Below are 26,256 nucleotides of genomic sequence, written 5' to 3' on the forward strand. Positions count from 1 at the left end.
AACTACTTTTTCGCAATCTTTAAAGTGGTTTGCATACCATTTGAAGTGACTTTTACAAAATACAAACCGCTGTTTAGCCTGCTCATATCCACTTGTGTAAGAGTGCCGGCGCCTTTCCCTTCAGAAACAAGTGTACCCAAAACATTGTAAATTTGATAGTTATCTACTTTAAATAAAGAAGAAATGGTCAATTCATTTCTTACTGGGTTCGGATAAAAATTTAAATTTTTGAAAAATTTGTCCTCTGTGGAAAGTTTACTAACCACAGTAACCTTTCCGTGCATAGATGGATCTGAATCGTTTCGATATTCGGTAGTTCCGATTTTTGTGAAAGTATAAGAAAACTCACCGTTATTCCCCTTCAAAGTACCACTGTCAAAGTTCTCTGTTCCGTTTGAAACGCTTGTAACACTTTTTTGTGAAGCATCTGCCCATTTCCAAAGCACGGTATCTCCAACCTCAATAGTTGGACTTGCAACGGATTCATTAATGCCCTGTCCCCATGGAATTTCAAAAACATTCTGCGCAGTGAGAATGTTCATTGTAATAAAAAAAAGGAACAAAGTAATTTTTTTCATAAATGAATGGTTAAGTAGGTTAGCAATCTAAATTTACGAAAAAATATTAACACAAAATCGTGCCACAATTAAAACATCTCATTATTTGCTCAGATACATTTTTCTTCTTGCGTAAAGATCGTAAAAAGCGTCATCTTTTAAACTATCTATAAACAAGATACTTTCACCTGTACTCTTCATTTCTGGCCCCAATTGTTTGTTCACATTCGGGAATTTGTTGAAACTGAAAACAGGTTGCTTGATTGCAAATCCTTCCAGTTTTGGATTGAAATCGAAATCGGTCACTTTATTATGGCCCAACATCACTTTTGTGGCATAATTAACATAAGGCTCCCCATACGCTTTCGCAATAAATGGAACGGTTCGCGAAGCACGCGGATTGGCTTCAATAATATAAACCATATCGTCTTTTATGGCGAATTGGATATTTATTAATCCAACGGTTTTCAGTGCTTTTGCAATTTTAAAAGTATGGTCTTTTATTTGTTGCATCACAAATTCGCCAATATTGAAAGGTGGCAACGTAGCATTTGAATCTCCGGAATGGATTCCGCAAGGTTCAATATGTTCCATTATTCCAATGATGTAAACATTTTCACCATCGCAGATTGCATCAGCTTCGGCTTCAATTGCGCCATCCAAATAATGATCCAGCAACAATTTGTTATTCGGAATTTTACGAAGCAAATCAACAACATGTTCTTCCAATTCCTTTTTATTGATAACAATTTTCATCCCCTGTCCGCCCAAAACATAGGAAGGACGAATTAAAAGCGGAAAATCCAATTGGTCGGCAAGTGCCAAGGCTTCTTCCGTAGTTTCAGCCACACCAAATTCTGGATAGGGAATATTGTTTTCCTTCAAAAGCGATGAAAAACTTCCGCGATCTTCGGCTAAATCCAAAGATTCATAAGTTGTTCCAATTATTTTTATACCGTATCTATCAAGCTTTTCAGCAAGTTTTAAAGCTGTTTGTCCACCCAACTGAACGATAACGCCTTCGGGCTTTTCGTGGCGAATGATGTCGTAAATATGTTCCCAAAAAACAGGTTCAAAATACAGTTTGTCCGCAACGTCAAAATCCGTGGAAACGGTTTCCGGGTTACAGTTAATCATTATGGTTTCGTATCCACATTCCGCTGCAGCCAGAACGCCGTGAACACAGCAATAATCAAACTCGATGCCCTGCCCTATTCTATTTGGACCAGAACCGAGGACGATTATTTTTTTCTTTTCGGTAACAATACTATCGTTTTCTGAATACGGTTTTTCGCCTTCCAGTTGCATTTCGTTTTCGAAAGTAGAATAGTAATAAGGCGTCTCAGCTTTAAATTCCGCAGCACAGGTATCAACCAATTTATAAACGCGCTGAATGTTCATTTCTTCACGTTTTTTGTAAACTTGGCTTTCCAAGCATTTCAGCATATGCGCTATCTGACGGTCGCCGTAGCCTTTTTGTTTGGCTTCCAATAATAATTCCCTCGGAAGTGTTTCCAAAGTGTATTTTGAAATTTCCTTTTCCAAAAGAAATAATTCCTCATATTGGCGAAGAAACCACATATCAATTTTGGTAATTTCGTGAATTCTGCTCAGCGGAATTCCAATCTGTATCGCATCATAAATAACGAAAACACGGTCCCAACTTGCGTTTTTCAGCTTGTCAAGAATCTGTTCGTAATTGGTATAACTTTTTCCGTCCGCGCCAATTCCATTTCGTTTAATTTCAAGAGATTGTGTGGCTTTATGTAATGCTTCTTGAAAAGAACGGCCTATGCCCATTACTTCTCCAACTGATTTCATTTGAAGTCCTAAAGTTCTATCAGACCCTTCAAATTTATCAAAATTCCAACGTGGGATTTTTACGATTACGTAATCCAAAGTTGGTTCAAACAAAGCCGAAGTTGATTTTGTTATTTGGTTGTTCAATTCGTCCAACCTATAGCCAATAGCCAATTTCGTGGCGATTTTCGCAATTGGATAGCCAGTTGCTTTCGATGCCAAGGCTGAAGAACGTGAAACACGTGGGTTAATTTCAATAGCAATAATTTCTTCTTCCTCATCAGGGCTAACGGCAAACTGAACATTACAGCCCCCTGCAAAATCCCCAATACTGCGCATCATATGGATTGCCATATCGCGCATTTTTTGGAAAGTGCGATCGTTCAATGTCATTGCAGGCGCTACTGTAATGGAATCTCCAGTATGAATTCCCATTGGGTCCATATTTTCAATGGTACAAATGATGACAACGTTATCGTTATTATCGCGAAGCAATTCCAGCTCATATTCCTTCCAACCCATCATCGCCTTGTCTATCATCACCTCGTGGATGGGTGAAATTTCAAGTCCGTGGGACAATAATTCATCAAAATCCTCTTCTTTATAAACAATGGAAGCACCGGCACCTCCCAACGTATAGGACGCCCTAATAACTAAAGGAAAACCGAATTCCTGTGCTATCTCCTTTCCTTGCAGGTATGAATTTGCGGTGGCTTGGGGTGCCATTGGCACGCCAATCTTTTCCATCAATTCACGAAACTTTTCGCGGTCTTCGGTAATGTTTATGGCATCAATATCTACCCCAATTAATTTTACTCCGAAATCCTTCCAAATTCCTTTCTCATCCGCTTCAATACATAAATTTAATGCGGTTTGTCCGCCCATTGTTGGCAGCACCGCATCAATTTGCGGATGCTCTTTCAATATTTTTATGAGTGATTTTGTGGTAAGCGGCAGCAAGTAAATATGATCGGCCATGGAAGGGTCGGTCATAATGGTTGCGGGGTTGCTGTTAATCAAAATTGTTTCAATTCCGTCTTCGCGTAAAGAACGCAATGATTGTGAACCGGAATAATCAAACTCGCATGCTTGACCAATAACAATAGGGCCTGAGCCAATAATTAGAACTGATTTAATGGATGGATTTTTAGGCATTTTTTTTACTTTTTCGGTGTTGCAAAATTACGATGCATTCGGGTATAAAAAAAAGGTGTTGCTTAGTTAAACAACACCTTTTATATATAATTTATCAACATTATTTTTTGTGACGGGCTTCAGAAGATACAGATAGTCTCTTTCTGCCTTTCGCTCTGCGGGCAGCCAAAACCTTTCTTCCGTTTACAGAAGCCATACGCTCTCTAAAACCGTGTTTGTTTCTTCTTTTTCTTTTTGATGGCTGAAATGTTCTTTTGCTCATTATAGTATGCTTTAACTTCTGTAATATCTTGTTTCAAAAACTTTAGAGTACTCCCTCAAAAGTCGGGTGCAAATATACAATCATTTTTTACTTTCCCAAATGTAAATATCAAATTATTTTTATTTGTTTTTTATACCTTTGTCGACCTTTCTAATTTTACACAAATATTCAATGAAATCAGTAATTTACCTAATACTATTCCTAAACATTCTAGGTTTACAAACTATAACGGCCCAAGAAAAACTTCAGTACAATCTTAAAAAAGACGATGTTTTCAGAATTGAACAAAACGCCGTTCAAAATATTGTCCAGAAAATGGATAGCATAGAACACCAAATGACCAATACCATTGGCGGAATTTTCTTAATGAAAGTTGTAAACATTATTGATGGAAAATATGTGTTTGAAGTAAATTTTGAAAAATTCAAGTTTAAAACCGAATCTGACATTTATGGTATTTTATCAGATGTTGATACTGACGTTCCACCTGCCGATGAAGAAGATATTATGGCTAAGGTTTTTCAAGGATTAATCGGCCCAAAATTCCGAATGGTTATGTTGAAAACGGGACAGATAGAATCACTTACTGGCACTGAAAATCTTATAGAAAATATGATCAAGCAAGTTGAAATGGGTGATGAAGCCACAAATTCGCTGATAAAGGAAACTTTTGAAAAGGAGTTCAACAATCAAGATATGCTTGAAAGTTTGCAACAGTTTACTTTTATCTACCCCGAAGTTAAAGTGAAAGTAAACCAAACCTGGACTAACAATTATACCGGTCCCGTAAACGCTGAGAATACTTGGAAATTAGTAAGCTACTCCAAAGATGATGCTATTGTTCTTAGCGCAAATTCAACCGTTGTGATGGAAACAAAAGATGATTCTGTTATAATGAAACTAACTGGAAATCAGCAAACGGAAGCAACGTCTAGTGCATCTTCTGGGTTTATAAAAACTATGGAAGTAAACCAAGAAACGGAAGGAGCTACAATCGTTCCAGAAATAGACAATAATGAAATTCCAACATCACTTACATCAAAAATAACATACAAATTACTTTAAAATGTTCAATAAAAATATAAAATTAGTTTTAGCCGCCTTAGTGATTGGAGCTGCTGTTTGGCAGTTTACGGAAATAGAAATCGGCAACGGAATTATGCTTATTTTGCTTTCGTTGATATTCGTCTTTCTCTATTTCAAAAACGAAATCATTTTGCTTGCCTTTCTTCGCCTTCGGAAACAGGATTTTCCGGGAGCTAAAAAATGGCTCGACAAAATTGGCAATCCAAGTACCGCATTAGTACCGAAACAGGAAGGATATTATAATTATTTAAACGGTTTGATGGTTTCCCAAACCAATATGATCGAAGCTGAGAAATATTTTAAAAAAGCTGAAAAACTTGGTTTAAATATGTCTGCAGATATGGCGATGACCAAATTGAACCTGGCAGGTATTGCCATGACGAAGAATCGTAAGCGTGAGGCAGAACAGCTAATGGCCGAAGCAAAAAGCCTTGACAAACACAATATGCTGGACGACCAAATTAAAATGATGAAACAGCAAATGAAAAAAATGGGGCAACCTAAGCAGCAATTTGGGCGCGGCGGTCGTGGCGGAAGAAGGTTCTAAACAAGATTTCTTAAATAGTTTTCTACTTATTGTGCATTTCATCGAATTTTTATAACTATTTGTCGAATAGCGAGTTATAAATATTTAAACTACCTTAACTTTGCACAAAGCTTACGCTTATGGGTAGAAAACTACTTTATCTCTTCTTTTTATTTTCCATAACAGTACAATCACAGATTGAACAAGGCTCCCTATTTTCCGAAGCTATTGGTAAAAATATTAAGAAGTATGTGAAAAATTCTCAAAATGCTTATGCAGACCAGGACTTTGAGCGTGCGGAATTCTTATTTGACTCCCTTATTAATAATGTTGTAAACGGAAGTTATCTCGATAATTTTAAAGTGAGAAAACTTTCAGGGAAAAAAATAGAGCTTTATAAATTTGAAAGGCCAGTTTTTTTAATGACTTATGCCTCTTGGTGTACTCCCGGCGTTGGGGAAATCCCCGCCTTAAACGAAATCGCTGAAAAGCATTATCAAGATATTGACTTTGTTGTCCTATTTTGGGATTCAAAGGAAAATGTTCGGAAATCTACCCGTGATTATTCCAGCAAAATAAACGTCGTTTATGTGGATGAAAGAGAAAACACCAACGACCATATTGTGGAAATAATGAAACACAGTCTTGGTTTTCCAACGTCTTTCTTTATTGACGAAAACAAACGTATTGTTGATGTTAGGCGCGGTGTACTTCACCCCTACAACGAAAAATATGAAATTTCTTTTGAACTAAATTATAACTCCTTCCTTAATGGAATTTCGTTGCTCAAAAATTTGGGTAGTGAAGAAAAAGAGCATTTCGCATCAAAACAAAACCCGTAAAAAAAATATTTTTTTACGGGTTTTTTTATTTGAATTATCCCTACTGTTAATTGTAATATCCTTTTTCTGGAATTTCTATAAAATATTCCTTCCCTGAAGAATTTTTCAAAAAAGTATCACGAAGCCACGGATTGTGGAGTTTTAAAATTTTATAATTAATCCCGTAAGGTTTTACCCATTCGGCCCAATCTTCAACAGGCGTATTAACCTTTACTTTAAACGTTGGGATATTTGTGTACAAATCTTTTTCCCTAAAATTAAAACCATATTGCTGTGGATGGGTCATAATTTCCTTCAAAGCCAATATTCTGAATACATAACGGCTTGTTTCATCATTCAAAAGTAAATCGTAATAACTGGTTTCCTTTTGTCTGTTTATTTGCTTGTTCATTCCGCCAGAACCTGCATTATAAGCAGCCGCAGCCATTGTCCAACTACCGAATTTGTTTTTAGCGGCTTTTAAATATTCTGCGGCTACCATGGTTGCTTTTTCAAGGTTATAGCGCTCGTCTACATAATCATTGATTTCCAGTCCATATTCAAGGCCTGTACCTTTCATAAAATGCCAAATTCCTGATGCGCCAGCCGGTGAGCTAGTATATTCCAAACCGCTTTCTGCTACTGCTAAATATTTAAAATCGTCCGGCAGGCCATATTTTTTCAATAAGGGCTCAATCTGAGGAAAATATTTATTGGCGCGTTTAAAAAGCAACAGTCCGTTGGATTGCCAATAGGTATTCACCAACAATTCCCTGTCCATTCGCTCGCGTATATCTGGATTATTTAATGGAACTGGTTCCCCGGCAAAATCCATTTTCTCTGGCAAAGGCAATGCATAAACATTATAATCGTTTACCAGTTTCTTTTCAAAATTCTCATCCGTTGGGGCATCTTGCACTGCGTGTATGCTCAATGCGCAAACTGCCAAAACTGCTATTCCCAAACCTACTTTGCCTATCGTTTTCATCTGTTTAAAATATTTGATAAAGTGGAAGATGGAATGCCCAAATTATTTATTTCCGGTAGAATTATAATTTTTTAGTGGGCATTTCATAAATTCATATTTTCAATAAAGATACTTAATCTTAAAAAAAGGAAATGTTATTCTTCAATAATTTCTAAAAGTTTTTGCGAGATTTCCCCCCCCTTGTTCAAAATCATAATATGTGTTCCCCCTTTTATAACTTCACAGTCGGTAACATATTTTATGGGGAATACCATATCTTTTTCTCCGTGAATGTGAATAATGTTTTTATTTTTTTCCGTTCTGTTCCAAGTCACCATTTTTTCCAGTGCCCAGTCCAAATATTGTTTACTGCGAACGTGAAGATATTGCTGATAGAGTGCCAATCGCTTTTTTGATTTTGGCCCCACGGAAAATTTTGTCAAATCTTCCGCACTCAACACTAAACTGGTTGGTATAAGCTTGTAAGCTTTTGTCAAGCTGGCAAGTTTCATTCTGCGCGGAAGTTCTTTACGTGACTTTACGCTGGAAATTATTATCAATTTTCTCAAATTCAAAAATTTGCTCATTTCCTGCACCACTACACCTCCAAAGGAAACACCAATTAAAATTGGATCTTTTTCTTCAACCCGAAGCGCCATGCGCTTAGCGTAGGTTTGTAGATCCTCCCCTTTTTCGGGTATTAACCATTCCAAAATATGGATTTCATAGTTTTCGGGAAGTTTAATATTTCTGAATATCTCACTTCCAGCAGCCATCCCCGGAACAAAATATAGGTGTGTTTTTGCAGAATTCATAAGTCTTTTGTGAAGAAAATGGTTTAGCCCAAAGATTATTCGTAAATTTACGAATACAAAGATAGAATTATAAAACAGTTTCCTCTATACTGAAATTTCTTGCAATAATTTACTTTGAAAACAACCCAGACATCAAAAAGTAGCGTATTCGGCTTCGGATTTTTCATACAAAGCTATGTATTAAAGATACCGTCTCCTTATCACTACATCCTTAATATGCTATAAAATTTAAAACAACTCCCAATGATTGAAGATGTAGAAATTACCGACAATGAATTTTTAAGACAATTTGAGCTTGAAATTGGCGACAATATGGCTCGAATAGAATATGCGCTGCAGGATCGAAAAATTTTTCTCACAAAATATGAAATGCCCGAAGATCTTGAAGAACAGGGTTTTCGTGAAATCTTTATTAAAGCGGTCTTTGAGGAAGTGAAAAAACGCGGAATAAGCTTGGTTCCCACCAGTCCCGAAGTTGCAGGATTTATGCGTAAAAACCGTAGAAAATATAAAGATTTATTGCCTGTTGGAATTAATATTTAAATCGAAACCATTTCCGAAACCTTAAAACGGACCAATCCGTCTTCATCAATTTCAGTAAGTGTAATTTCCTGTAAAGTATTTACCAATTCTGGATTCCAGGGAGCTTTTACTTTCACATAATTTTCGGTGAAGCCGTGGATATAACCCTCTTTGTTTTCCCCTTCAAAAAGAACCGTTCTGGTAGTTCCCAATTGGCTTTCGTAAAAAGCCCTTCTTTTTTTTGCCGAGAGCCCTCGTAACATTTTGCTGCGCTTGTTCCGTACTTTCATTGGCACGACTCCTTCCATTTCAGCCGCTGGTGTATTGTCCCTTTCGGAATAGGTGAAAACGTGCAGATATGAAATATCCAACTCGTTTAAAAATTGGTAGGTTTCCAAAAACCGCTCGTCCGTTTCGCCCGGAAATCCAACGATAACATCAACTCCAATACAGGCGTGTGGCATTACTTCACGAATTTTCGTAACTCTTTCCGTATAAAGTTCGCGCATATAACGGCGACGCATCAATTTCAATATATCATTACTGCCGCTTTGCAACGGAATGTGGAAATGCGGCACAAAAGATCTTGATTTTGAAACGAAATCAATCGTTTCATTTTTAAGAAGATTTGGTTCTATGGAAGAAATTCGAAGCCTTTCAATGCCTTCCACTTCATCCAAAGCTTTTACCAATTCAAGAAAAGTGTGTTCGTGTTTTTTGTTTCCGAACTCCCCTTTTCCGTAATCGCCAATATTCACACCAGTTAATACAATTTCCTTAATTCCCTGTTGCGAGATTTCAAAAGCATTATTCAATACATTTTCCAATGTATCGCTTCGCGAAATACCGCGTGCCAAAGGAATTGTGCAATAAGTACATTTATAATCGCAGCCGTCCTGCACTTTTAAAAAAGCACGTGTTCTATCGCCAATTGAATAGGAACCTACATAAAAATCAGCTTCTTCAATTTCGCAGGAATGTACTTCCCCAAAATCATTTTTGGAAAGGTCGTTCAAATAATCCGTGATTTTGAATTTCTCAGTTGCTCCAAGCACCAAATCCACGCCATCAACATCTGCCAATTCCTGTGGTTTCAATTGTGCGTAACAACCAACCGCCGCTACAAAAGCGTCCGGATTTGCTTTTTGGGCATGCTTTACAATCGTTTTAAAACGCTTATCCGCATTTTCGGTAACGCTGCAGGTATTTATCACATAAATATCAGCTTTTTCAGAAAAATCTACGCGCTGAAAACCTTCTCCTTCAAAACTTCTGGCTATAGTAGAAGTTTCGCTGAAATTAAGTTTACAACCCAAAGTGTAAAAAGCGACTTTTTTTGAAGGAGACATTGTTGTACTTTTGGCAATTAAGGCAACAAAAATACAAACTATAAACCACGAATACACGAATTTTTTATTTTGAAATTTTTGTGTTCTATAAAAAATAACCCACCAAACATATATATTCGTGAATTCGTGGTAATCCGCTAGAATGTCCAGATTTTTCATACTTCTCGTTACAATATTTACAATCCTTTCCTGCGGAAACAACGCAGAAACGAAAAACGAACAACTTGTTTTTCGCTACAATGAACAGGGAAATATACCCACGCTCGACCCCGCTTTTGCACGAAATCCACAGGCTATTTGGCCGGATAATCAACTTTATAATGGTTTGGTGCAATTGGATGACTCTTTAAATATTAAAGCCGATATCGCTAAAAGCTGGATAATAAATGATTCTACTCATACCTATACTTTCTTTCTGCGGAATGATGTTTTTTTCCATCAAAACAAGGCATTCGCTCAAAAAGGACTTCACAGTCCAACCCGCTATACACGAAAAGTTGTTGCACAAGATTTTGTGTACAGTTTTAATAGGTTAACCGATGAAAAAATAGCCTCATCGGGAAGTTGGGTGATGAATTATGTGGAAAGCTATAAAGCCGAAAACGATACTACTTTTGTAATTCAACTGAAGCAACCATTTCCTGCGTTTTTGGGATTGCTTTCTATGCGTTATTGCTCTGTTGTTCCAAAGGAAGCAGTAGAGTTTTACGGCAATGATTTCCGAAGAAACCCTGTGGGTACGGGACCATTTCAGTTTAAAATGTGGGAGGAAAATGTAAAGTTAGTTTTCAGAAAAAATCCGCTTTATTTTGAAAAGGATAAAAAAGGAAACCGATTGCCTTACTTAGAGGCAGTGGCAATCACTTTTTTGCCAGATAAGCAAAGTGAATTTTTACAGTTTGCGCAGGGCAAACTAGATTTTATTTCAGGTTTAGACGGCAGTTATAAAGACGAACTGTTGACCACGCGCGGAAAATTGCAACCAAAATATAAGCACTTGGCTTATATGATTACGGGGCCGTATTTGAACACGGAATATCTCGGTTTTTTCTTAGAAGCGCACACGCCCGAAATAAAAAACAAAGCGTTGCGAAAAGCAATAAATTACGGTTTTGACCGAGAAAAAATGGTTACCTATCTTCGAAACGGAATGGGGATTCCTGCTGTTCACGGTTTTATTCCCAAAGGCTTACCGGGCTACGCCGAAATTGAAGGTTATAATTATAATCCCGAAAAAGCGAAGCAATTGATTGCACAGTACAAAGCTGAAACTGGCGACCAAAATCCCGAAATAACCATTGGCACAAACAGTCAATATTTGGATTTATGTGAATATGTGCAGCGTGAACTTGAAAAATTGGGGATTGCCGTAACCATAGATGTGATGCCCCCTTCAACATTACGGCAGATGAAAAGTAGTGGTGAACTGGACATTTTTAGGGCAAGCTGGATTGCAGATTATCCCGATGCCGAAAATTATCTTTCGTTGTTTTACAGCCCCAATTTTACGCCGGATGGCCCAAACTATATGCACTTCAAAAGTGAAGTTTACGACAGTCTGTATGTAAAATCACTTTCAATTTCAAATATTGAGGAACGGAAATTACTTTATGTAAAAATGGATTCAATAATTGTTGAAGAAGCACCGGTAGTCCCTTTGTTTTATGATATGGCAGTACGTTTTGTAAATAAAAAAGTTTCCGGGTTGGGCATAAATCCACAGAATTTTTTAGTGCTGAAACGGGTTAAAAAACATAACCTACATTAACTATCAAAATACTTTGAAAACCGATTGCCCCATCTTATTTTTGCCACGCCCTATTAAAAAAACATTTTGAAAAATTCATTACTATTCATTGTTCTTTTTTCGTCAGCTCTGTTTTCACAACAATTAAAACCGATTGATACTTCAGATTTTATTCAGCGGAAAATACTGATTGAAAACTTTAAAAATGAATTTGAAAACTTCAACCATAAAATTAGCAAAGAATACAGCGGCAGGATAAAACGAGAGCTTATTGATATTTATGAATTTTCACAAGAGGAGTTCATTCACAATATTGAAAAAAAGGAATTTGTTTTTGACACACGTTTTACGGATTATGTAGCAGAATTGGAAAGAAAAATAAAGTCGCAGCCCAATAATAGTGGCTTATCCGATTTTAAAATCTTGGTTTCCAAATCCAATAACCCAAACGCTTTTTGTATGCCGGGAGGCATTTTGGTCATTAATATCGGTCTCTTCCGGTTTTTCGACAATGAAGCACAGCTTCTTTCGGTTATATGCCACGAGCTTGGGCACAAACAGCTAAAACACCCCGAGAATACAGTACTCTCCAAAGTAACTCTTAATAATTCCGATGCATTAAAAGCGAGGGTTCGCAGCATAGAAAAAAGCAAGGCTGGGCAAAATGATGAAGCTTTTTCGTTATTGAAACACATTCTCTATTCCGAAGGTGGAAAAAGAAGAATGGAAGAACAGGCCGCAGATTCACTGGGATACCTACTTTACAAAAAAGCAGGCCCTACAAATTCAAATTATTTAGACGCTCTCTACCGATTAAAAGAGTTTGATAGCATTCCCTCCATTTCAATTTCAAAAGAAGATTACCAAACACTTTTTGACCTTCCGGATCAAAAATTCAAGGAGGATTGGTTGCAAGTAGAGGATTTTTCAAAATACAATTATGATTTTTACAAAGAAAAAATCAGCAAGGATTCCCTGAAAACGCATCCAGAAATTGATGCGCGGATTCTAAAACTAAAAAATGATTTCAGCGAACTGGATGTGGCATTTGATTCTGTTCCAAAAATTGACACAACGTCCAGTTTTTATCAATTGAAATTGTTGGCAAAACAGGAGGTTATCACCAATTATATTGAAAAAGGAGAATACGGAAAGGGTATTTATGTTAATATAAAACGGTTGCTAGAAACTCCGAAAAACAACTATTTAAAGTCACAGTTGGGGCAAAATTTTCTGTTGTTGTACGAAGCCAAAAAGCAATATACTTTCAACAAATTCGTGGAATACGTAACTCCGGAAATGGAGGACGAAAGCTATATTCGCTTTCTTTCATTTCTTTGGAATTTGAACCTTGCCGAGATAAAAATTATTTCAGAATATTACCTTCAAAATTAAAAGTTTACGCGCTCCAAGCGGATTTTATTGTGCGCTGAATCCTTGTTGTATTCGCGAAGCAATATAAACCCTTCCTTTGCAATATAGGGCTCAATATAAAAATCATCTGATGACATTGGAATCTGTTCGTAATCAAATTTTTTATCAACCAACTTCACGATTCCCAAAACCCAATCTTTATCTTTTGTGACCTCATCCTGTTGGTAATCCCTATAAAAGAAAACAACATCGTTTCCATTATTTATAGGTTGCGAAAACAGATAATCAGAAATCGAGAATTTTGATTTGTCCTTTGCAATGGTTTCCACATTTTGGAGTGAAAAAGCATCGTCAAACTGAAACAGTACAAAATCTGTTGCCTTTGGAACATTTACGCCCAAAAGGATATTGTAACCTTCTTTGTACTTTTCAGCCAAAAAAGTGATGCGTCCATCTTCAAAAATAAAATAGTCCTGCGCCAACAATCTGTAGCCTTTTTCAAGCTTTCCGCGTTTGTTTATTTCCAAAAATGCCGCAGCTTCTTCCCAAAGAAAATATTTTTTGAAAACTTCGTCCCCATTTTCCGATAGTTTTATTTTGAAAAGCCCCATTGCATTTTCATACTTAAATCCAAAACTGCTGTAAGAGCTTATTTTACCTGTCAACACAAGCTCGTTGCCAATTTTTTTAACTTGATAACTGTAGTTGTATTCCGAGTCGGCATTTTCCAGTATATACGAAAACTGTTTCTGCCCCGTGAGTGGATCAAAAACGTGGAGCGTAATTTCTTTTTTATTCTTTTCTTCAACTATCAATGTATTTTTTTCGGCATAATTGATAGAAAAATTTCGGTATTTATCCGTTCTATCGCCCGTAAGGAATGTAGTTTCCCACTTTTCCTTTTTATCTGTACCAAAAACGGCCACGGAATTTACATCGCCAATGTTTTTTCTGTCCTTGGAAACCTGAAAGGAAAGATAGTTTTCGTCCAAACCGTATAAAAGATCTATGTTATCATATTTTTTTTGGTCCTTAAAAATGTTGTCGGCATTTCTGTAGCCGTCAATAAATTTTCCTTCCTCCAAATAAAAAGTTTCCGAAGGAGTGTTTGTTGTCAAATCAATCTCGGTGTGCGAAGTGAAGACTACATAGGTTCTTGTGTATGAAATATAAAGCCTGCTCAAAAGCAACTTATCCTTTACCTTTTCCAATGAATAGAATTTACTTGCCACTTTCTCATATATAGGCGTTAAAAACTCTCCGTTTGCAACCTTCGCCAGCCGTGTGTCCAATATTACATATTCAAAGCGGTTTTCATTCTCGTTTGCTTTTCCCAAATCATAAACTGCCAAATAACCGTAAATAGATTTATCTTCTTCAAAAATTGGGTTGAAAAATGAAACGTTTCCATTCGCGAGTGTTAAAAGGTCGGTCATCTGCGCACGACTTGTCTGAATGGCAAAAAAAACAAAAAGGGCGAATAAGGTTTTTTTCATAATGTGTTGCTTGGGAATTTTTCCAAAAAGGCAAATAAAACTAAATCCTGCTTATTTGAAAATGATTTTTATCAAATAAATTTCACAAGAAATCCAACTCACTCACATTCAGTTCTTTCGTGATTTCTGTGTTTTAAACAAAAAATTATATATTTGAAAATATTGAAGTTTTATAATTAAAAAAAGAAATGTTCGGAGCCGGTTTTGTAATGGATATGATCCAAACGCTTAAAAACAATAGGCGCGACCACAAAACCCTTTTTGACAAAGATGTGGACATTCATTACCCTAAGTATGGGAAAATTGTTGACTACAAAAAAATGTCTCCCGCCCAATTTGAGGCTTTCAAGCAAAAACTGAAGGAAAACGAATTACGCCGCCAAAAACATTTAGCAGTTGTCTTCGGAAGCATAATGCTTGTAATTATTTGCGCCCTGATTTACTTTTTATTTTACCACTAAGCTTTCCGCCATTTGGCCGTTTCTTCAAAAACGTGTTCCAAAATTTTGGCGTCCATTTCCGAAAATTCAATATTTCTGCGGCCCATCACCACTTTTGCAACTTCAAAAGCTTTATCGGTTTTATAGGTTGTGAAACCTGCACTTCCGCCCCAACTGAAACTGGGCACAAAATTCCGTGGAAACCCACTTCCGAAGATATTCGCGCTAACGCCAACAACGGTTCCCGTATTGAACATTGTGTTTATGCCACATTTGCTATGGTCGCCCATCATCAAACCGCAGAATTGCAATCCGGTCCGGGCAAATCCTTCGGTTTCATAATCCCAAAGACGTACTTCGGCATAGTTATTTTTTAAATTTGAATTATTGGTATCGGCCCCCAAATTGCACCATTCCCCCAAAACGGAATTTCCCAAAAAACCATCGTGGCCTTTGTTAGAATACCCAAAAATAACCGAATTGTTCACTTCTCCCCCAACCTTGCTGTGCGGGCCAATGGTGGTGTTTGTATATATTTTAGCGCCCATTTTTAAGGTAGAATGTTCGCAAAGAGCAAAAGGCCCACGAACCATGGAACCTTCCATAATTTCAGCATCCTTGCCAATATAAATTGGTCCTTCGGAAGCATTTAAGGTGCAAAATTCTAAAATTGCGCCTTCTTCAATAAAAATTTTTTCAGGATTTTTTGTCCAAATACCTTTCGGGATTGGCTGTGATTTTCTTCCTTTTGTGAGCATTTCAAAATCGCGTTTTATCGCTTCGCCATTTTTTGAAAAGATTTCCCAAGTATGTTCAATTCTTAACACATCATCGTAAGTATATTGAATAATGTCGAAGGTTTCAAAATCTACTTCCTGTCCTTCCGTGGTGAAAAAAGCAATCGGTTCATCATCAAAAAAAATAGCTTGATTTTCTTCCAAACCTTTAATTATACTTACCAAATTTTCCGAAGGGAGAAAAGAAGCATTTATAAATACATTCCTTTCAAGTTCTAAAAAAGGATATTTTTCAGAAAGATAATCTTCGGTTACAGTAGTTGTGGTTAAGCCTAAATAATGTTCCCACTTTTCACGAATGGTCAAAATTCCCACTCGAATTTCCGCAACGGGGCGTGTAAATGTGAAGGGCAATAATTGGTTTCTTACGTTTCCGTCGAAGAGTATGTAGTTCATCTTATTTATTGCTTTTATGTTTTGAAGTTTTTAAAATTTTAAAAAGAATAGCACCAAAAGTAAAGCTATAGATAGCAATGAGGCACAAATACCAATAACTGCAAGTCTATAATTATTTTCGGCTTTTTTTATAAGGGTTAGGTTTTGTTGCGCCATTTGCTGGATAAGTTCTGCCTGCTTTAGCTCGTTATTTTCTAAAATCTCGATGCGGCTCAATAAACTTGCAGCATCATGGCTTGGATTATTTGCCGCTTTCGCTTTTTCCTTTTTATTGGAAGAAAGTATTCCCCCGGCCACTTCGACCAAAGAGATTGCTGTTGGTATCAACTGTGCCCAAGGAATCATTTGTTTAGTTTAGATATTAAGTAATAAAGATAATAAAGGAGCGAGCAACCCCAAACAAAAAAGCCCCCGATTTCTCGAAGGCTTTTAAATATTTATCAAATTGAAGATTATTCTTCAGTTTTAGCTTCTTTAGCTGCAGGTTTTTTAAACTTGTCGTATTTGTTTTTGAATTTGTCAATACGTCCCGCTGTATCAATAAGTTTTGCTTTTCCGGTATAAAAAGGGTGTGAAGAACGTGAAATCTCCATCTTTACCAAAGGATACTCAACTCCATCAACTTCGATAGTTTCTCTTGTATCTGCAGTTGATTTTGTAAGGAAAACATCTTCATTACTCATGTCCTTAAAAGCAACTAATCTATAATTTTCTGGGTGGATACCTTTTTTCATGGCTTTATAATTTTTAAAATGCGCTCAATTTTGAGTTTGCAAATTTAAGTATTAATTGGAAATTAGCAACAAAATATTGCACTTTTTTAATTCTTTGCAAAATCATCGGCAAATGTAACGTTTTGCTATCTTTGTTTACTAACAACCCGAACCAAAAAACTTCATAAATATGGAAACCCAACCAATCTCAATTAAAAAATCCGCAGTTAATTACGGCCTCATTTTAGGTGCTGTACTTGCGCTGATGACTACCTTAATGTATGTTTTAAATACTGAACTTTTCACAAAATGGTGGATAGGAATTTTAAGTTTTCTTGTCGTTATTGTTGTCGCAATAGTTTCTGTAGCAAAAGCAAAAGGAATACTTGGCGGTGTAATGAGTTTTAAGGAAGCATTTACGGTTTATTTTATAACTGTTGCTATTGGCTCACTAATAAGCACTTTAGTAGGAATTTTAATTTTCAACATTATTGACCCAGATTTAGCAGCATTTCTTCAAGAAAGAACTTTAGAAATGACGGCGGAATTTTTACAAAAACTGGGCACACCTCAAGCAGAAATTGACAAACAAATGGCTAAAATGGCTGATCAGGACAATTTCGCGATTTTTTCCCAACTTAAAAATTACGTTTTCGGACTTGCTTTTATGAGTGTTATTGGTCTGTTGGTTGCGTTGATTTTTAAAACAAAAAATCCAAATCCGTTAAACTAATTAATGAACATATCCATCGTCATCCCGCTTCTTAACGAAGAAGAATCGCTTAATGAATTGTACCGTTGGATTGCATCCGTTATGCAATCCAATGGTTTTTTATACGAGCTCATTTTTATTGACGATGGCAGCACGGACAATTCCTGGAAGTTAATTGAAAAACTTTCGCAAGAAAACGAAGAAGTAAAGGGAATTCGTTTTCAAAAGAATTACGGAAAATCACAAGCGCTGCACGCAGGTTTCGCAATGGCTAAAGGCGATGTGATTATCACCATGGACGCCGATTTACAGGACAATCCCGAAGAAATTCCAGAACTGTACAAAATGATTGCCGAGGAAGGTTTTGATCTTGTTTCCGGCTGGAAAAAGAAACGGTATGATTCTGTTCTCAGCAAAAACATGCCTTCCAAATTGTTCAATTACGCAGCGCGGAAAACTTCCGGTGTAAAACTGCACGACTTTAATTGCGGACTGAAAGCGTATAAAAAAGATGTAGTAAAAAGTATAGAGGTAACTGGCGAAATGCACCGCTATATTCCTGTATTGGCCAAAAATGCAGGTTTTGGCAACATTTCTGAAAAACCTGTTTTGCACCAAGCCAGAAAATATGGAACCACAAAATTTGGCGCTGAACGTTTTATCCGCGGGTTTCTGGATTTGATTACCATTTGGTTCCTTTCCAGATTTGGTAAACGGCCGATGCATCTTTTTGGCGCTTGGGGCGCGGCAATGCTTTTTGTTGGTTTCCTTTTGACACTCTATTTGGGAATTGACAAACTTTTTATAAATACCACGGGAAGACTTATTACGGAAAGGCCAGAATTTTTTATTGCGCTGACTGCGATGATTTTGGGAAGCCAACTTTTCCTTGCTGGATTTTTGGGCGAATTGATTCTCAGAAGTAAAAAAGACTCCCAAAACTACATTATCAAAGAGGTTACAAGTGCCTAAAGTTGAAAGTGAGCTAAAGTTTTGAATAAACTAACTTTAAATACTTTTAACTTTAGCGCACTTTAGGCACTTCAAGTACTTTAGGCACTTTTTTTATACTATTTTTGCACATTAATTTAAGCGAATGATTTACGTAGATCCGAAAATTTTAGCCCGCGTTAATAAGTGGCTCACCCCTTTTTTCGACGAAAAAACCCAACACGAAATTAAAGAAATGATTGCCTACGATCCCGAGGGTCTGGAAGACAGTTTTTATAAAAACCTTGAATTCGGTACTGGCGGAATGCGAGGCATAATGGGTCTTGGCGACAACCGAATCAATAAATATACCTTGGGGAAAAACACACAGGGACTTTCAAATTATTTAAAAAAACAGTTTCCGAAAAAAGAAATCAAGGTTGCAATTGCCTACGATTGCCGCCACAACAGCAAGAAATTTGCAAAAGTTGTGGCAGATGTTTTTTCCGCAAACGGAATAAAAGTCTTTCTTTTTTCAGAATTGCGGCCTACGCCGGAGCTTTCCTTTGCGGTAAAACAGTTGGGCTGTCAAGCTGGAATTGTTTTGACGGCATCCCACAATCCTTCAGAATACAACGGTTACAAAGTGTATTGGGAAGATGGCGGACAGCTTGTTCCGCCGCAGGATGGTGAAATTATTGCTGAAATAAATTCCCTTAATTACGAAAACATAAAATTTGAAGCGAATGAAAATTTGATTCAATTTATAGATTCCGAAGTTGATGAAGCATTTGCAAAAGCTTCGGTTGAAAACGGCACTTTTAATACTTCAAAAGAAGCGAAAAACGATTTGAAAATTGTTTTCACTTCGCTTCACGGTACTTCAATCACAATGATTCCGAAGGTTTTGGAACAAGCCGGCTATATAAATGTTTCAATTGTTGAAGAACAGGCTGAACCAAACGGAGATTTCCCAACCGTAAAATCGCCCAATCCCGAGGAACCCGCGGCCTTAAAAATGGCTTTGGAGCTTGCTGAAAAAGAAAATGCAGATATCGTTATTGGAACCGACCCAGATTGCGATCGTTTGGGAGTTGCCGTAAGAAATGATAAAAACGAAATGGTTTTGCTAAACGGAAACCAAACAATGGTTTTGATGACCCATTTTCTTTTGGAGCAATGGAAAAAGGCCGGGAAACTCAACGGAAAACAGTTTGTTGCATCAACTATCGTTTCTACACCAATGGTGGCAAAGGTTACGGAATATTTCAACGTAAAATATATTGAAGGGCTTACGGGCTTTAAATGGATCGCAAAAATGATTAAGGATTTCCCCGAACTTGAATTTATTGGCGGCGGCGAGGAAAGTTTCGGTTATTTGGCGGGCGATTTCGTCCGTGATAAAGATGCTGTTACCGCTACCCTACTTGCCTGCGAGATTGCTGCCCAGAAAAAACATGCCGGCAGCAGTATGTTTCAATATTTGAACGATGTGTACGAACAATTCGGAAACTACCGCGAACACTTGATTTCAATTACCAAAAAAGGTAAAAAAGGCGCCGAAGAAATTTCAGCAATTATGAAAACCCTTCGCGAAAATCCATTTAAGGAAATTGCAGGCAGTAAAGTGATACGAATGGACGATGTTTCAAAAAACGAAACAACGGATTTCACAAAACAGGAAACTTTGTCACTAAACCTGCCAAAATCCAACGTTTTGATTTATTATACTGAGGATGGCAGCAAAATTGCAGCGCGACCCAGCGGCACGGAACCGAAAATAAAGTTTTACATTAGCGTGAACACTTTGGAAAAGGAAAATTTTGAAGAAATACTTCAGAAAAAAATTGACGCCATTGCCGCACAACTAAACATTAGTTAATGAGTTATTTCAGAAAAATACTGCGCTACGCCTACCCTTACAAAAAATATGCGTTTTTAAATATTTTTTTCAACATCCTGTATGCGTTGTTCAGCACACTTTCCTTTGTTGCGCTAATTCCTGTTTTGGAAATTATTTTTAGCGATCAACGGACACTAGGCCCAAAACCAATTTATAGTGGAATTTCGGGTATAAAGGATTATTCACAGGAATACCTTAATTATTTCATCATTGACAACATCAATAAACAAGGGGAATTTACAGTATTGATGTATATGGTCGGCATTATTGTTTCGCTCTTTTTATTGAAAAATTTGAGCAATTATCTAGCGATGTTCTATTCCACTTTTCTTCGGAACGGAGTTTTAAAAGATCTTCGGAATGACCTTTACAGCAAGGTAATCCAGTTTCCGTTGGCTTTCTATTCTGAAAAAAGAAAAGGCGATACAATTTCAAGATTGAGCGGCGATGTGGATGAAGTGAAAAATTCGGTGCTTTCAGTTTTGGAAATGATTGTCCGCGAACCGTTGACTATCATTTTCTCTTTGGCAACGATGCTTTTTATAAGTCCGAAACTGACACTTTTTGTTTTTCTCTTTTTGCCAATTTCAGGTTTTTTAATTTCAAAAATTGGGAAATCACTAAAAAAAGGCTCCTTAAAAGTGCAACAGGAACAAGGTGTTTTTCTTTCCATTCTGGAAGAAACAATGGGCGGATTGCGAATTATTAAAGCCTTTCACGCCGAAAACCTCTTTCAAAAGAAATTTGAGGATAGCAACGAACGTTTTTACAAATATTCCAATAAAGTGCTTAATAGACAAAATCTGGCTTCGCCCGTCAGTGAGCTTTTGGGAATCATTACCATAGGAATTCTGTTGGTTTATGGTGGCTATTTGGTTTTTGTGGACAGAACGCTGGAAGCGAGTTTCTTTATCGGCTATATAATGTTAGCCTATAACATACTTACTCCCGCCAAAGCCATTGCAAAAGCTAGCTATTCCGTGAAACGGGCAGATGGTTCCGCTCATCGTATTTTGGAGCTTTTGGAAGCTGAAAACACGATTACTGATATTGAAAATCCTGTTCAAAAAGAAGGTTTTGATGGCGTTATTTCAATCAAAAATATTTCCTTTAAATACGAAGATCAATATGTTTTGAAGGATTTTTCACTTGAAATTCCAAAAGGAAAAACCGTGGCACTCGTTGGCCAATCCGGTAGCGGGAAAAGTACGATCGCAAATTTACTGACCCGTTTTTACGACGTAAATGAAGGCAGCATCGAGATTGACGGTGTGGATATAAAAGATATATCGAAAAGGTCTTTACGTGGTTTAATGGGCATAGTTTCTCAGGATTCAATTCTTTTTAATGATTCTGTGGCAAACAACTTAAAGTTGGGAAAACCTTTAGCTTCCGATTCAGAATTAAAGGAAGCCGCGGAAATAAGCAACTCATTCGAATTCATTAAAGACCTTCCGGAAGGTTTTGATACAAATATTGGCGACAGCGGGAACAAACTGAGCGGCGGCCAAAAACAACGCCTTAGCATTGCACGTGCCGTTCTGAAAAATCCACCAATCATGATTTTGGACGAAGCAACTTCAGCTTTGGATACCGAAAGCGAGCGTTTGGTGCAGGATGCGTTGGAAAAAATGATGAAAAACAGAACTTCCATTGTTATTGCGCACCGTCTTTCAACCATTCAAAATGCAGATAATATTGTGGTACTTTCCAAAGGAAAAATTGTTGAGCAAGGCAAACACCAAGAGCTTTTGGAGAAAAAAGGCGTTTACTTCAGTTTGGTGGAAATGCAATCACTTGCATAATTATATATACTATATTAAACCATTGTTCTGTAACTTAGTCCTATAAATAAGTTGCGCGCTTAAAAATGGTTGAAGAACAAGAACTTGTAACGGCATTGCAGACCGAATCGGAAAAGGAATCTGCCTTTCGGGAGCTTGTTACGCAGTATAAAGAACGGCTCTATTGGCAAATCCGGAATATGGTTTTGGATCACGATGATGCTGATGATGTGCTTCAAAATACCTTTATCAAGATTTTCAGAAATATTAATTCCTTTAAAGGTGACAGTAAGTTGCACACTTGGATGTACCGAATTGCCGCCAATGAATCCATCACTTTTCTGAATAAAAAATCAAAACGCAACAATGTTTCCCTTGAAAATATGAAGGAAAACGCAATACGAAACTTGGAAAGCGATATATATTTTGAAGGCGACCAATTGCAGCTTCAGTTTCAAAAAGCGATTGCAACGCTTCCAGACAGACAACGGCTGATCTTTACAATGAAATATTTTGAAGACCACACTTTTGAGGAGCTTTCAGAAATTTTGGAAACCTCTGTGGGCGGATTGAAAAGTAGCTATCACATTGCAGTTAAGAAAATTACAGAATTTATAAAAACGCAGGATGAAACTCTTTGACGTTTTTAAAGTCCTATTGAAACAATGAAAGAAAACAAAAACATATCTGGTTTTAAAGCTCCTGAAAATTATTTCGAGGATTTTGAGGAGCGTTTGTTTGGCAAGATTTCAGAAGAAAATTTCCCGAAATCAGCTGGGCATACCGTTCCCGATGGATATTTTGAAAATTTGGAAGATCGTGTTTTAAAAACGGTAATCGCTTCAGAAAAACCTACGAAAGTCATTCCGCTTTTCGCGAAAAAATACTTTGGGTATGCCGCAGCAATCGCGGCTTGCCTGCTTCTTGGTTTTATGCTTTTTAATACCAAAACCGACAATTCAGGTTTGGATTCGCTACAATTGGCAGCAATTGATACTTATATTGAGGACGGAAATTTGAATATAGACCTTTATGATTTGACTTCATATATAGATGATGAAGATATAACCGATTTAAATATGGACGACCACCAATTTTCAGAAACCACACTGGAAAACTATCTTTTGGAAAATGTGGATGAAGAAACTTTAATAAACGAACAATGATGAAAAAGTTAATTTTTATATTCTTGCTTGCAACCATAACCATGCAAGCCCAAGACGGAAAACACGAAAAAATTAAAGCATTGAAAACTGCTTATATCACTGAAAAATTATCGCTAACATCAACTGAAGCAGAGAAATTTTGGCCTATTTATAATAAGTATGAAGACAAATTTCATGCACTTCGGAAAAAGGAAAAAAGCGAGATCTATAAAAAACTGAGAGATGGTTTGGACAATATGAACGATGTTGAGGCCAATGCTTTAATCGATACCAGCTTATCATTGGAGAGTGAAGAGTTGGAGTTGCGCAAACAGATGATCGCAGAACTAAGAGGTGTTATTTCCCCAAAAAAAATAATTATCCTGAAAAAAACGGAAGACGATTTTAAACGAGAGCTTTTAGACCGGTACAGAAACGGTCACAGTGATAAAGGCGAAAAAGGGCCCAAGGGGCCAAAAGGTCCAAAATAAAAAAAGCCCCGAAAGTTCGGGGCTTTTTTTATTTAAGGAAGAGAGACTTACATTGCTCCCCATTCTTTTAAAGATTTTTGGTTTAAAGCAACATAATCATTATTGCCAGCAGCCTTTGCAAGCTCCATAGACTTTTTGGCGGCTTCAATAGCCCCTTTTTTGTCTCCTGCTTTTGCATAGATTAAAGATTTTTGGCGTAGTTGCCAAAAAGCAGGCTCCTTGTTCATTTCAATAGATTTATCAATCCAAGTTTTGGCTTGGTTGATATCTTTTCCTGATTCTAAATAATAAACTGCCGCGGAGTAATAATCATTTGCCCCTGGGCCATTCATAACTTTTTGGATGTTATCTGTAACTGCTTTATCCGTTCCAAATTTAATCGGTACGCCTACATAGGTTTTTTCCCAAAGAATACCCAACATTGCAGAATCGTTCTTCAACTCATCAAAACTCATTGTGAAAGTTTCAATATTCATAGGCATTGGATACGCTTGTACAGAAACTTGTGCCGCTACCTTGCTGTCATCCCATTTTTCCGGAGTTCCCCAATTGTTTGTGTCGTTATAAAAATATACCTCCCAACTTGAAGCGCTTGGTTTTGTGTAAATAGCGTATGAACCTGCTTTAACAGTTTTACCACCAATTTCAACGTTTTCGCTAAAAGTGATTTTTGTATTGGCATTAGCTCCCGTGCGCCACATAGCATCATAAGGAACCAAACCGCCAAAAATAGTTCTGCCTTTCATTGAAGGTCTTGAATATTCTAAGGTTACGTCTGTAAGACCTACTTTTTGTTCAATTTTTTGAAACGGACTGGGTTGTGGAGTTTGAATTTGCGCCTGAATGCCAACGGTTAGCATTAAAGCGGAAAAAAGTAAAATAATCTTTTTCATGGTAGTGATTTTTAGTGGTTTATATCTTCACACGAAAATACAATTTGGAATGTTTTAAAAAGTTAAGAAAAGCCTAAATAAAATGTGCTAATGCAATATTACAGTGGGGAAATTTTCATCTAGCAACAGAAAATTAGTATTATGTAAAGTAATAAAGTTGATATTTTCTTACCTCAGTCTTATTTCAAAGTCCAACAAGACTTTATTAATTTGTTAATCTTTTGTTTAAACTTTTTATCATTTACTAAAACAAAGTATTTTTAAACAAAAAATTATGTTGAAGCAATTACTCACACTATTCCGCACAAGGTTTTCAAGGAAAGCCGTGGAAATGAACACTTACAGATTGGTACGTATGAATAGGAAACTTTCTATCAAGCAAGATAAATAAAAGCTTGAATGAAAATTTACACGCTGCACGCAAAACAAAACCTTCCCATTACTATGGGCGAGGCTTGGAATTTTTTGTCAAATCCAGCAAACCTAAAAATTATTACCCCAGATTATATGGGCTTCCATATTCAGTCTGGTGCAGACAGGTCTATGTTTGCAGGGCAGATTATTGAATATATTGTTACGCCTATTTTCGGCCTCAAAACTAAATGGGTTACCGAAATAACCCACGTCGTTGACAAAGAATATTTTGTGGACGAGCAACGCTTCGGGCCTTATGCATTGTGGCACCACAAACATTTTATAAAAGAAATTGAAGGCGGGGTTGAAATGGAAGATTTGCTTCATTACAAACTTCCGTTTGGGTTTCTCGGTCAGTTTGTGCATCCTTTTTTGATAAAGCCGAAGTTGGATGAAATATTTGAATACCGAAAAAATAAATTGGTGGAACTTTTCGGCGCTATGTAATTTCAAAAATAGAAAACAATGCAAAAAAATATACTTTTAATTGGTGGTTCTTACGGAATTGGAGCTGCAATTGCCGACAATCTTAAAAAAGATCACAATGTAATTATTGCCTCGCGGAGCAACGAAAATATTCCTAAAGTTATAAAACACCATTCCTTTGATGCACTAACCGATGATATTTCAAAATTAGATTTGCCCGAAAAAATTGACGGCCTCGTCTATTGTCCAGGCAGCATCAATTTGAAACCTTTTAAAATGATGAGTCCCGAAACATTCCATGAGGATATGGAGCTAAATTTTCACTCGCTTGTTCGCATAGTTCACGGTTTGTTGCCCAAACTTAAAAATGCCGAGCAAGCAAGTATTGTTTTTTTCAGCACCGTTGCCGTAAAAGTGGGTATGCCTTTTCACACAAGTGTCGCGGCTTCAAAAGGAGCCATTGAAGGTTTTGCCAAAGCGCTGGCTGCGGAATATGCGCCCAATTTTAGGGTAAATGTAATTGCGCCTTCTTTAACAGACTCGCCTTTAGCTTCAAAACTTTTAAATAATGATGCCAAAAAAGAAAAAATGGCGGAGCGTCACCCATTGAAAAAAGTGGGAGCTACAAAAGATATTGCAGCAATGGCGTCATTTCTTTTAAATGATGAATCTAAATGGATTACGGGTCAAGTCTTTGGGGTTGACGGCGGACTTTCAACTTTAAACGTTAATTAA

General features: G+C 37.0%; 27 protein-coding genes. 16 read left to right on the forward strand and 11 right to left on the reverse strand.

The features are described 5' to 3' along the window. Positions 1-2: 2 nt before the first annotated feature. The 3 genes from A7A78_RS01865 to rpmH all read right to left on the reverse strand — a co-directional run bounded on the left by A7A78_RS01865 (position 3) and on the right by rpmH (position 3,774). Positions 3-578: a T9SS type A sorting domain-containing protein gene (locus tag A7A78_RS01865; RefSeq protein ID WP_068760671.1), complete on the reverse strand. Its 576-nt coding sequence runs from the start codon at positions 576-578 to the stop codon at positions 3-5. Positions 579-659: 81 nt separating this feature from the next. Continuing rightward, positions 660-3,512, reverse strand: coding sequence for a carbamoyl-phosphate synthase large subunit (gene carB / locus A7A78_RS01870; protein ID WP_068760673.1), 2,853 nt, complete (start codon positions 3,510-3,512; stop codon positions 660-662). Positions 3,513-3,612: 100 nt separating this feature from the next. After that, entirely contained in the window at positions 3,613-3,774 is a 162-nt protein-coding gene (gene rpmH / locus A7A78_RS01875) for a 50S ribosomal protein L34 (protein ID WP_068760675.1), read from the reverse strand. Between the two features lie 171 nt (positions 3,775-3,945). On the opposite strand from rpmH, the gene A7A78_RS01880 reads away from it, so the two are divergent. From A7A78_RS01880 to A7A78_RS01890, 3 genes are all read left to right on the forward strand, one after another. After that, the gene (locus A7A78_RS01880) at positions 3,946-4,839 is read left to right on the forward strand and encodes a DUF6263 family protein (RefSeq protein WP_068760676.1); all 894 of its coding nucleotides are present in this window, start codon (positions 3,946-3,948) and stop codon (positions 4,837-4,839) included. A gap of 1 nt (position 4,840) precedes the next feature. Continuing rightward, entirely contained in the window at positions 4,841-5,407 is a 567-nt protein-coding gene (locus tag A7A78_RS01885) for a hypothetical protein (protein ID WP_068760678.1), read from the forward strand. 119 nt (positions 5,408-5,526) lie between these two features. Beyond that, positions 5,527-6,228: a TlpA family protein disulfide reductase gene (locus tag A7A78_RS01890; RefSeq protein ID WP_068760680.1), complete on the forward strand. Its 702-nt coding sequence runs from the start codon at positions 5,527-5,529 to the stop codon at positions 6,226-6,228. A 46-nt stretch (positions 6,229-6,274) separates the two neighbouring features. Here the strand turns inward: A7A78_RS01890 and A7A78_RS01895 are convergent, their stop codons facing one another. Beyond that, entirely contained in the window at positions 6,275-7,195 is a 921-nt protein-coding gene (locus A7A78_RS01895; RefSeq protein ID WP_068760683.1) for a lytic transglycosylase domain-containing protein, read from the reverse strand. Positions 7,196-7,329: 134 nt separating this feature from the next. Then, complete coding sequence (locus tag A7A78_RS01900; protein ID WP_068760685.1) at positions 7,330-7,989, reverse strand: alpha/beta hydrolase; 660 nt, start codon at positions 7,987-7,989, stop codon at positions 7,330-7,332. Positions 7,990-8,232: 243 nt separating this feature from the next. Here A7A78_RS01900 and A7A78_RS01905 point away from each other — a divergent pair, with 243 nt between their 5' ends. Beyond that, a complete protein-coding gene (locus A7A78_RS01905) occupies positions 8,233-8,532 on the forward strand; it encodes a GNAT family N-acetyltransferase (protein ID WP_068760687.1) in 300 nt (99 codons plus the stop codon). Here the strand turns inward: A7A78_RS01905 and mtaB are convergent. After that, positions 8,529-9,860 (reverse strand): tRNA (N(6)-L-threonylcarbamoyladenosine(37)-C(2))-methylthiotransferase MtaB, encoded by a 1,332-nt coding sequence (gene mtaB, locus A7A78_RS01910; protein ID WP_068760895.1) that lies wholly within the window; start codon positions 9,858-9,860, stop codon positions 8,529-8,531. The two genes, A7A78_RS01905 and mtaB, sit on opposite strands and share 4 nt — an antisense overlap. Before the next feature lie 142 nt (positions 9,861-10,002). Here mtaB and A7A78_RS01915 point away from each other — a divergent pair, with 142 nt between their 5' ends. Beyond that, a complete protein-coding gene (locus tag A7A78_RS01915; protein ID WP_068760689.1) occupies positions 10,003-11,628 on the forward strand; it encodes an ABC transporter substrate-binding protein in 1,626 nt (541 codons plus the stop codon). A 66-nt stretch (positions 11,629-11,694) separates the two neighbouring features. After that, the gene (locus tag A7A78_RS01920; RefSeq protein WP_068760690.1) at positions 11,695-13,002 is read left to right on the forward strand and encodes a M48 family metalloprotease; all 1,308 of its coding nucleotides are present in this window, start codon (positions 11,695-11,697) and stop codon (positions 13,000-13,002) included. Here A7A78_RS01920 and A7A78_RS01925 read toward each other — a convergent pair. Beyond that, entirely contained in the window at positions 12,999-14,477 is a 1,479-nt protein-coding gene (locus A7A78_RS01925; protein ID WP_068760692.1) for a hypothetical protein, read from the reverse strand. The two genes, A7A78_RS01920 and A7A78_RS01925, sit on opposite strands and share 4 nt — an antisense overlap. Before the next feature lie 188 nt (positions 14,478-14,665). On the opposite strand from A7A78_RS01925, the gene A7A78_RS01930 reads away from it, so the two are divergent. Continuing rightward, positions 14,666-14,938: a hypothetical protein gene (locus A7A78_RS01930; RefSeq protein WP_068760694.1), complete on the forward strand. Its 273-nt coding sequence runs from the start codon at positions 14,666-14,668 to the stop codon at positions 14,936-14,938. On the opposite strand, the gene A7A78_RS01935 is transcribed toward A7A78_RS01930, so the two are convergent. The 3 genes from A7A78_RS01935 to A7A78_RS01945 form a co-directional block, all read right to left on the reverse strand. Further along, on the reverse strand, positions 14,935-16,110 hold the full coding sequence (locus A7A78_RS01935; protein WP_068760697.1) for a GlmU family protein: 1,176 nt from the start codon (positions 16,108-16,110) through the stop codon (positions 14,935-14,937). The two genes, A7A78_RS01930 and A7A78_RS01935, sit on opposite strands and share 4 nt — an antisense overlap. A gap of 30 nt (positions 16,111-16,140) precedes the next feature. Beyond that, complete coding sequence (locus tag A7A78_RS01940) at positions 16,141-16,455, reverse strand: hypothetical protein (RefSeq protein WP_068760698.1); 315 nt, start codon at positions 16,453-16,455, stop codon at positions 16,141-16,143. 107 nt (positions 16,456-16,562) lie between these two features. Further along, complete coding sequence (locus tag A7A78_RS01945; protein WP_068760700.1) at positions 16,563-16,844, reverse strand: type B 50S ribosomal protein L31; 282 nt, start codon at positions 16,842-16,844, stop codon at positions 16,563-16,565. Positions 16,845-17,013: 169 nt separating this feature from the next. Here A7A78_RS01945 and A7A78_RS01950 point away from each other — a divergent pair, with 169 nt between their 5' ends. From A7A78_RS01950 to A7A78_RS01980, 7 genes are all read left to right on the forward strand, one after another. Further along, complete coding sequence (locus A7A78_RS01950; protein ID WP_068760702.1) at positions 17,014-17,556, forward strand: DUF4199 domain-containing protein; 543 nt, start codon at positions 17,014-17,016, stop codon at positions 17,554-17,556. 3 nt (positions 17,557-17,559) lie between these two features. Continuing rightward, complete coding sequence (locus A7A78_RS01955; RefSeq protein ID WP_068760704.1) at positions 17,560-18,507, forward strand: glycosyltransferase family 2 protein; 948 nt, start codon at positions 17,560-17,562, stop codon at positions 18,505-18,507. A 124-nt stretch (positions 18,508-18,631) separates the two neighbouring features. Continuing rightward, positions 18,632-20,347, forward strand: a complete 1,716-nt coding sequence (locus A7A78_RS01960) for a phospho-sugar mutase (protein WP_068760706.1) — start codon at positions 18,632-18,634, stop codon at positions 20,345-20,347. Further along, the gene (locus A7A78_RS01965; RefSeq protein ID WP_068760708.1) at positions 20,347-22,173 is read left to right on the forward strand and encodes an ABC transporter ATP-binding protein; all 1,827 of its coding nucleotides are present in this window, start codon (positions 20,347-20,349) and stop codon (positions 22,171-22,173) included. Before A7A78_RS01960 ends, A7A78_RS01965 begins: the two co-directional genes overlap by 1 nt. 65 nt (positions 22,174-22,238) lie before the next feature. Next, positions 22,239-22,793, forward strand: coding sequence for an RNA polymerase sigma factor (locus A7A78_RS01970; RefSeq protein WP_068760710.1), 555 nt, complete (start codon positions 22,239-22,241; stop codon positions 22,791-22,793). Positions 22,794-22,817: 24 nt separating this feature from the next. Beyond that, positions 22,818-23,318: a hypothetical protein gene (locus A7A78_RS01975; RefSeq protein WP_068760712.1), complete on the forward strand. Its 501-nt coding sequence runs from the start codon at positions 22,818-22,820 to the stop codon at positions 23,316-23,318. Further along, the gene (locus A7A78_RS01980; RefSeq protein WP_094745998.1) at positions 23,315-23,788 is read left to right on the forward strand and encodes a hypothetical protein; all 474 of its coding nucleotides are present in this window, start codon (positions 23,315-23,317) and stop codon (positions 23,786-23,788) included. Before A7A78_RS01975 ends, A7A78_RS01980 begins: the two co-directional genes overlap by 4 nt. A gap of 47 nt (positions 23,789-23,835) precedes the next feature. On the opposite strand, the gene A7A78_RS01985 is transcribed toward A7A78_RS01980, so the two are convergent. Then, positions 23,836-24,681, reverse strand: coding sequence for a DUF2911 domain-containing protein (locus tag A7A78_RS01985; RefSeq protein WP_068760714.1), 846 nt, complete (start codon positions 24,679-24,681; stop codon positions 23,836-23,838). A 399-nt stretch (positions 24,682-25,080) separates the two neighbouring features. On the opposite strand from A7A78_RS01985, the gene A7A78_RS01990 reads away from it, so the two are divergent. Continuing rightward, the gene (locus A7A78_RS01990) at positions 25,081-25,542 is read left to right on the forward strand and encodes an SRPBCC family protein (protein ID WP_068760716.1); all 462 of its coding nucleotides are present in this window, start codon (positions 25,081-25,083) and stop codon (positions 25,540-25,542) included. An 18-nt stretch (positions 25,543-25,560) separates the two neighbouring features. Further along, entirely contained in the window at positions 25,561-26,256 is a 696-nt protein-coding gene (locus tag A7A78_RS01995; RefSeq protein WP_068760718.1) for an SDR family NAD(P)-dependent oxidoreductase, read from the forward strand.

Origin of the sequence: Aequorivita soesokkakensis, assembly GCF_001641085.1 — a bacterium.
GTDB lineage: Bacteria > Bacteroidota > Bacteroidia > Flavobacteriales > Flavobacteriaceae > Aequorivita > Aequorivita soesokkakensis.

Bases quoted from the DNA above. Each gene is read 5' to 3' on its own strand.
- A7A78_RS01865 (WP_068760671.1), bottom strand. From the start codon at position 578: ATGAAAAAAATTACTTTGTTCCTTTTTTTTATTACAATGAACATTCTC.
- carB (WP_068760673.1), bottom strand. From the start codon at position 3,512: ATGCCTAAAAATCCATCCATTAAATCAGTTCTAATTATTGGCTCAGGC.
- rpmH (WP_068760675.1), bottom strand. From the start codon at position 3,774: ATGAGCAAAAGAACATTTCAGCCATCAAAAAGAAAAAGAAGAAACAAA.
- A7A78_RS01880 (WP_068760676.1), top strand. From the start codon at position 3,946: ATGAAATCAGTAATTTACCTAATACTATTCCTAAACATTCTAGGTTTA.
- A7A78_RS01885 (WP_068760678.1), top strand. From the start codon at position 4,841: ATGTTCAATAAAAATATAAAATTAGTTTTAGCCGCCTTAGTGATTGGA.
- A7A78_RS01890 (WP_068760680.1), top strand. From the start codon at position 5,527: ATGGGTAGAAAACTACTTTATCTCTTCTTTTTATTTTCCATAACAGTA.
- A7A78_RS01895 (WP_068760683.1), bottom strand. From the start codon at position 7,195: ATGAAAACGATAGGCAAAGTAGGTTTGGGAATAGCAGTTTTGGCAGTT.
- A7A78_RS01900 (WP_068760685.1), bottom strand. From the start codon at position 7,989: ATGAATTCTGCAAAAACACACCTATATTTTGTTCCGGGGATGGCTGCT.
- A7A78_RS01905 (WP_068760687.1), top strand. From the start codon at position 8,233: ATGATTGAAGATGTAGAAATTACCGACAATGAATTTTTAAGACAATTT.
- mtaB (WP_068760895.1), bottom strand. From the start codon at position 9,860: ATGTCTCCTTCAAAAAAAGTCGCTTTTTACACTTTGGGTTGTAAACTT.
- A7A78_RS01915 (WP_068760689.1), top strand. From the start codon at position 10,003: ATGTCCAGATTTTTCATACTTCTCGTTACAATATTTACAATCCTTTCC.
- A7A78_RS01925 (WP_068760692.1), bottom strand. From the start codon at position 14,477: ATGAAAAAAACCTTATTCGCCCTTTTTGTTTTTTTTGCCATTCAGACA.
- A7A78_RS01930 (WP_068760694.1), top strand. From the start codon at position 14,666: ATGTTCGGAGCCGGTTTTGTAATGGATATGATCCAAACGCTTAAAAAC.
- A7A78_RS01935 (WP_068760697.1), bottom strand. From the start codon at position 16,110: ATGAACTACATACTCTTCGACGGAAACGTAAGAAACCAATTATTGCCC.
- A7A78_RS01940 (WP_068760698.1), bottom strand. From the start codon at position 16,455: ATGATTCCTTGGGCACAGTTGATACCAACAGCAATCTCTTTGGTCGAA.
- A7A78_RS01945 (WP_068760700.1), bottom strand. From the start codon at position 16,844: ATGAAAAAAGGTATCCACCCAGAAAATTATAGATTAGTTGCTTTTAAG.
- A7A78_RS01950 (WP_068760702.1), top strand. From the start codon at position 17,014: ATGGAAACCCAACCAATCTCAATTAAAAAATCCGCAGTTAATTACGGC.
- A7A78_RS01955 (WP_068760704.1), top strand. From the start codon at position 17,560: ATGAACATATCCATCGTCATCCCGCTTCTTAACGAAGAAGAATCGCTT.
- A7A78_RS01960 (WP_068760706.1), top strand. From the start codon at position 18,632: ATGATTTACGTAGATCCGAAAATTTTAGCCCGCGTTAATAAGTGGCTC.
- A7A78_RS01965 (WP_068760708.1), top strand. From the start codon at position 20,347: ATGAGTTATTTCAGAAAAATACTGCGCTACGCCTACCCTTACAAAAAA.
- A7A78_RS01970 (WP_068760710.1), top strand. From the start codon at position 22,239: ATGGTTGAAGAACAAGAACTTGTAACGGCATTGCAGACCGAATCGGAA.
- A7A78_RS01975 (WP_068760712.1), top strand. From the start codon at position 22,818: ATGAAAGAAAACAAAAACATATCTGGTTTTAAAGCTCCTGAAAATTAT.
- A7A78_RS01980 (WP_094745998.1), top strand. From the start codon at position 23,315: ATGATGAAAAAGTTAATTTTTATATTCTTGCTTGCAACCATAACCATG.
- A7A78_RS01985 (WP_068760714.1), bottom strand. From the start codon at position 24,681: ATGAAAAAGATTATTTTACTTTTTTCCGCTTTAATGCTAACCGTTGGC.
- A7A78_RS01990 (WP_068760716.1), top strand. From the start codon at position 25,081: ATGAAAATTTACACGCTGCACGCAAAACAAAACCTTCCCATTACTATG.
- A7A78_RS01995 (WP_068760718.1), top strand. From the start codon at position 25,561: ATGCAAAAAAATATACTTTTAATTGGTGGTTCTTACGGAATTGGAGCT.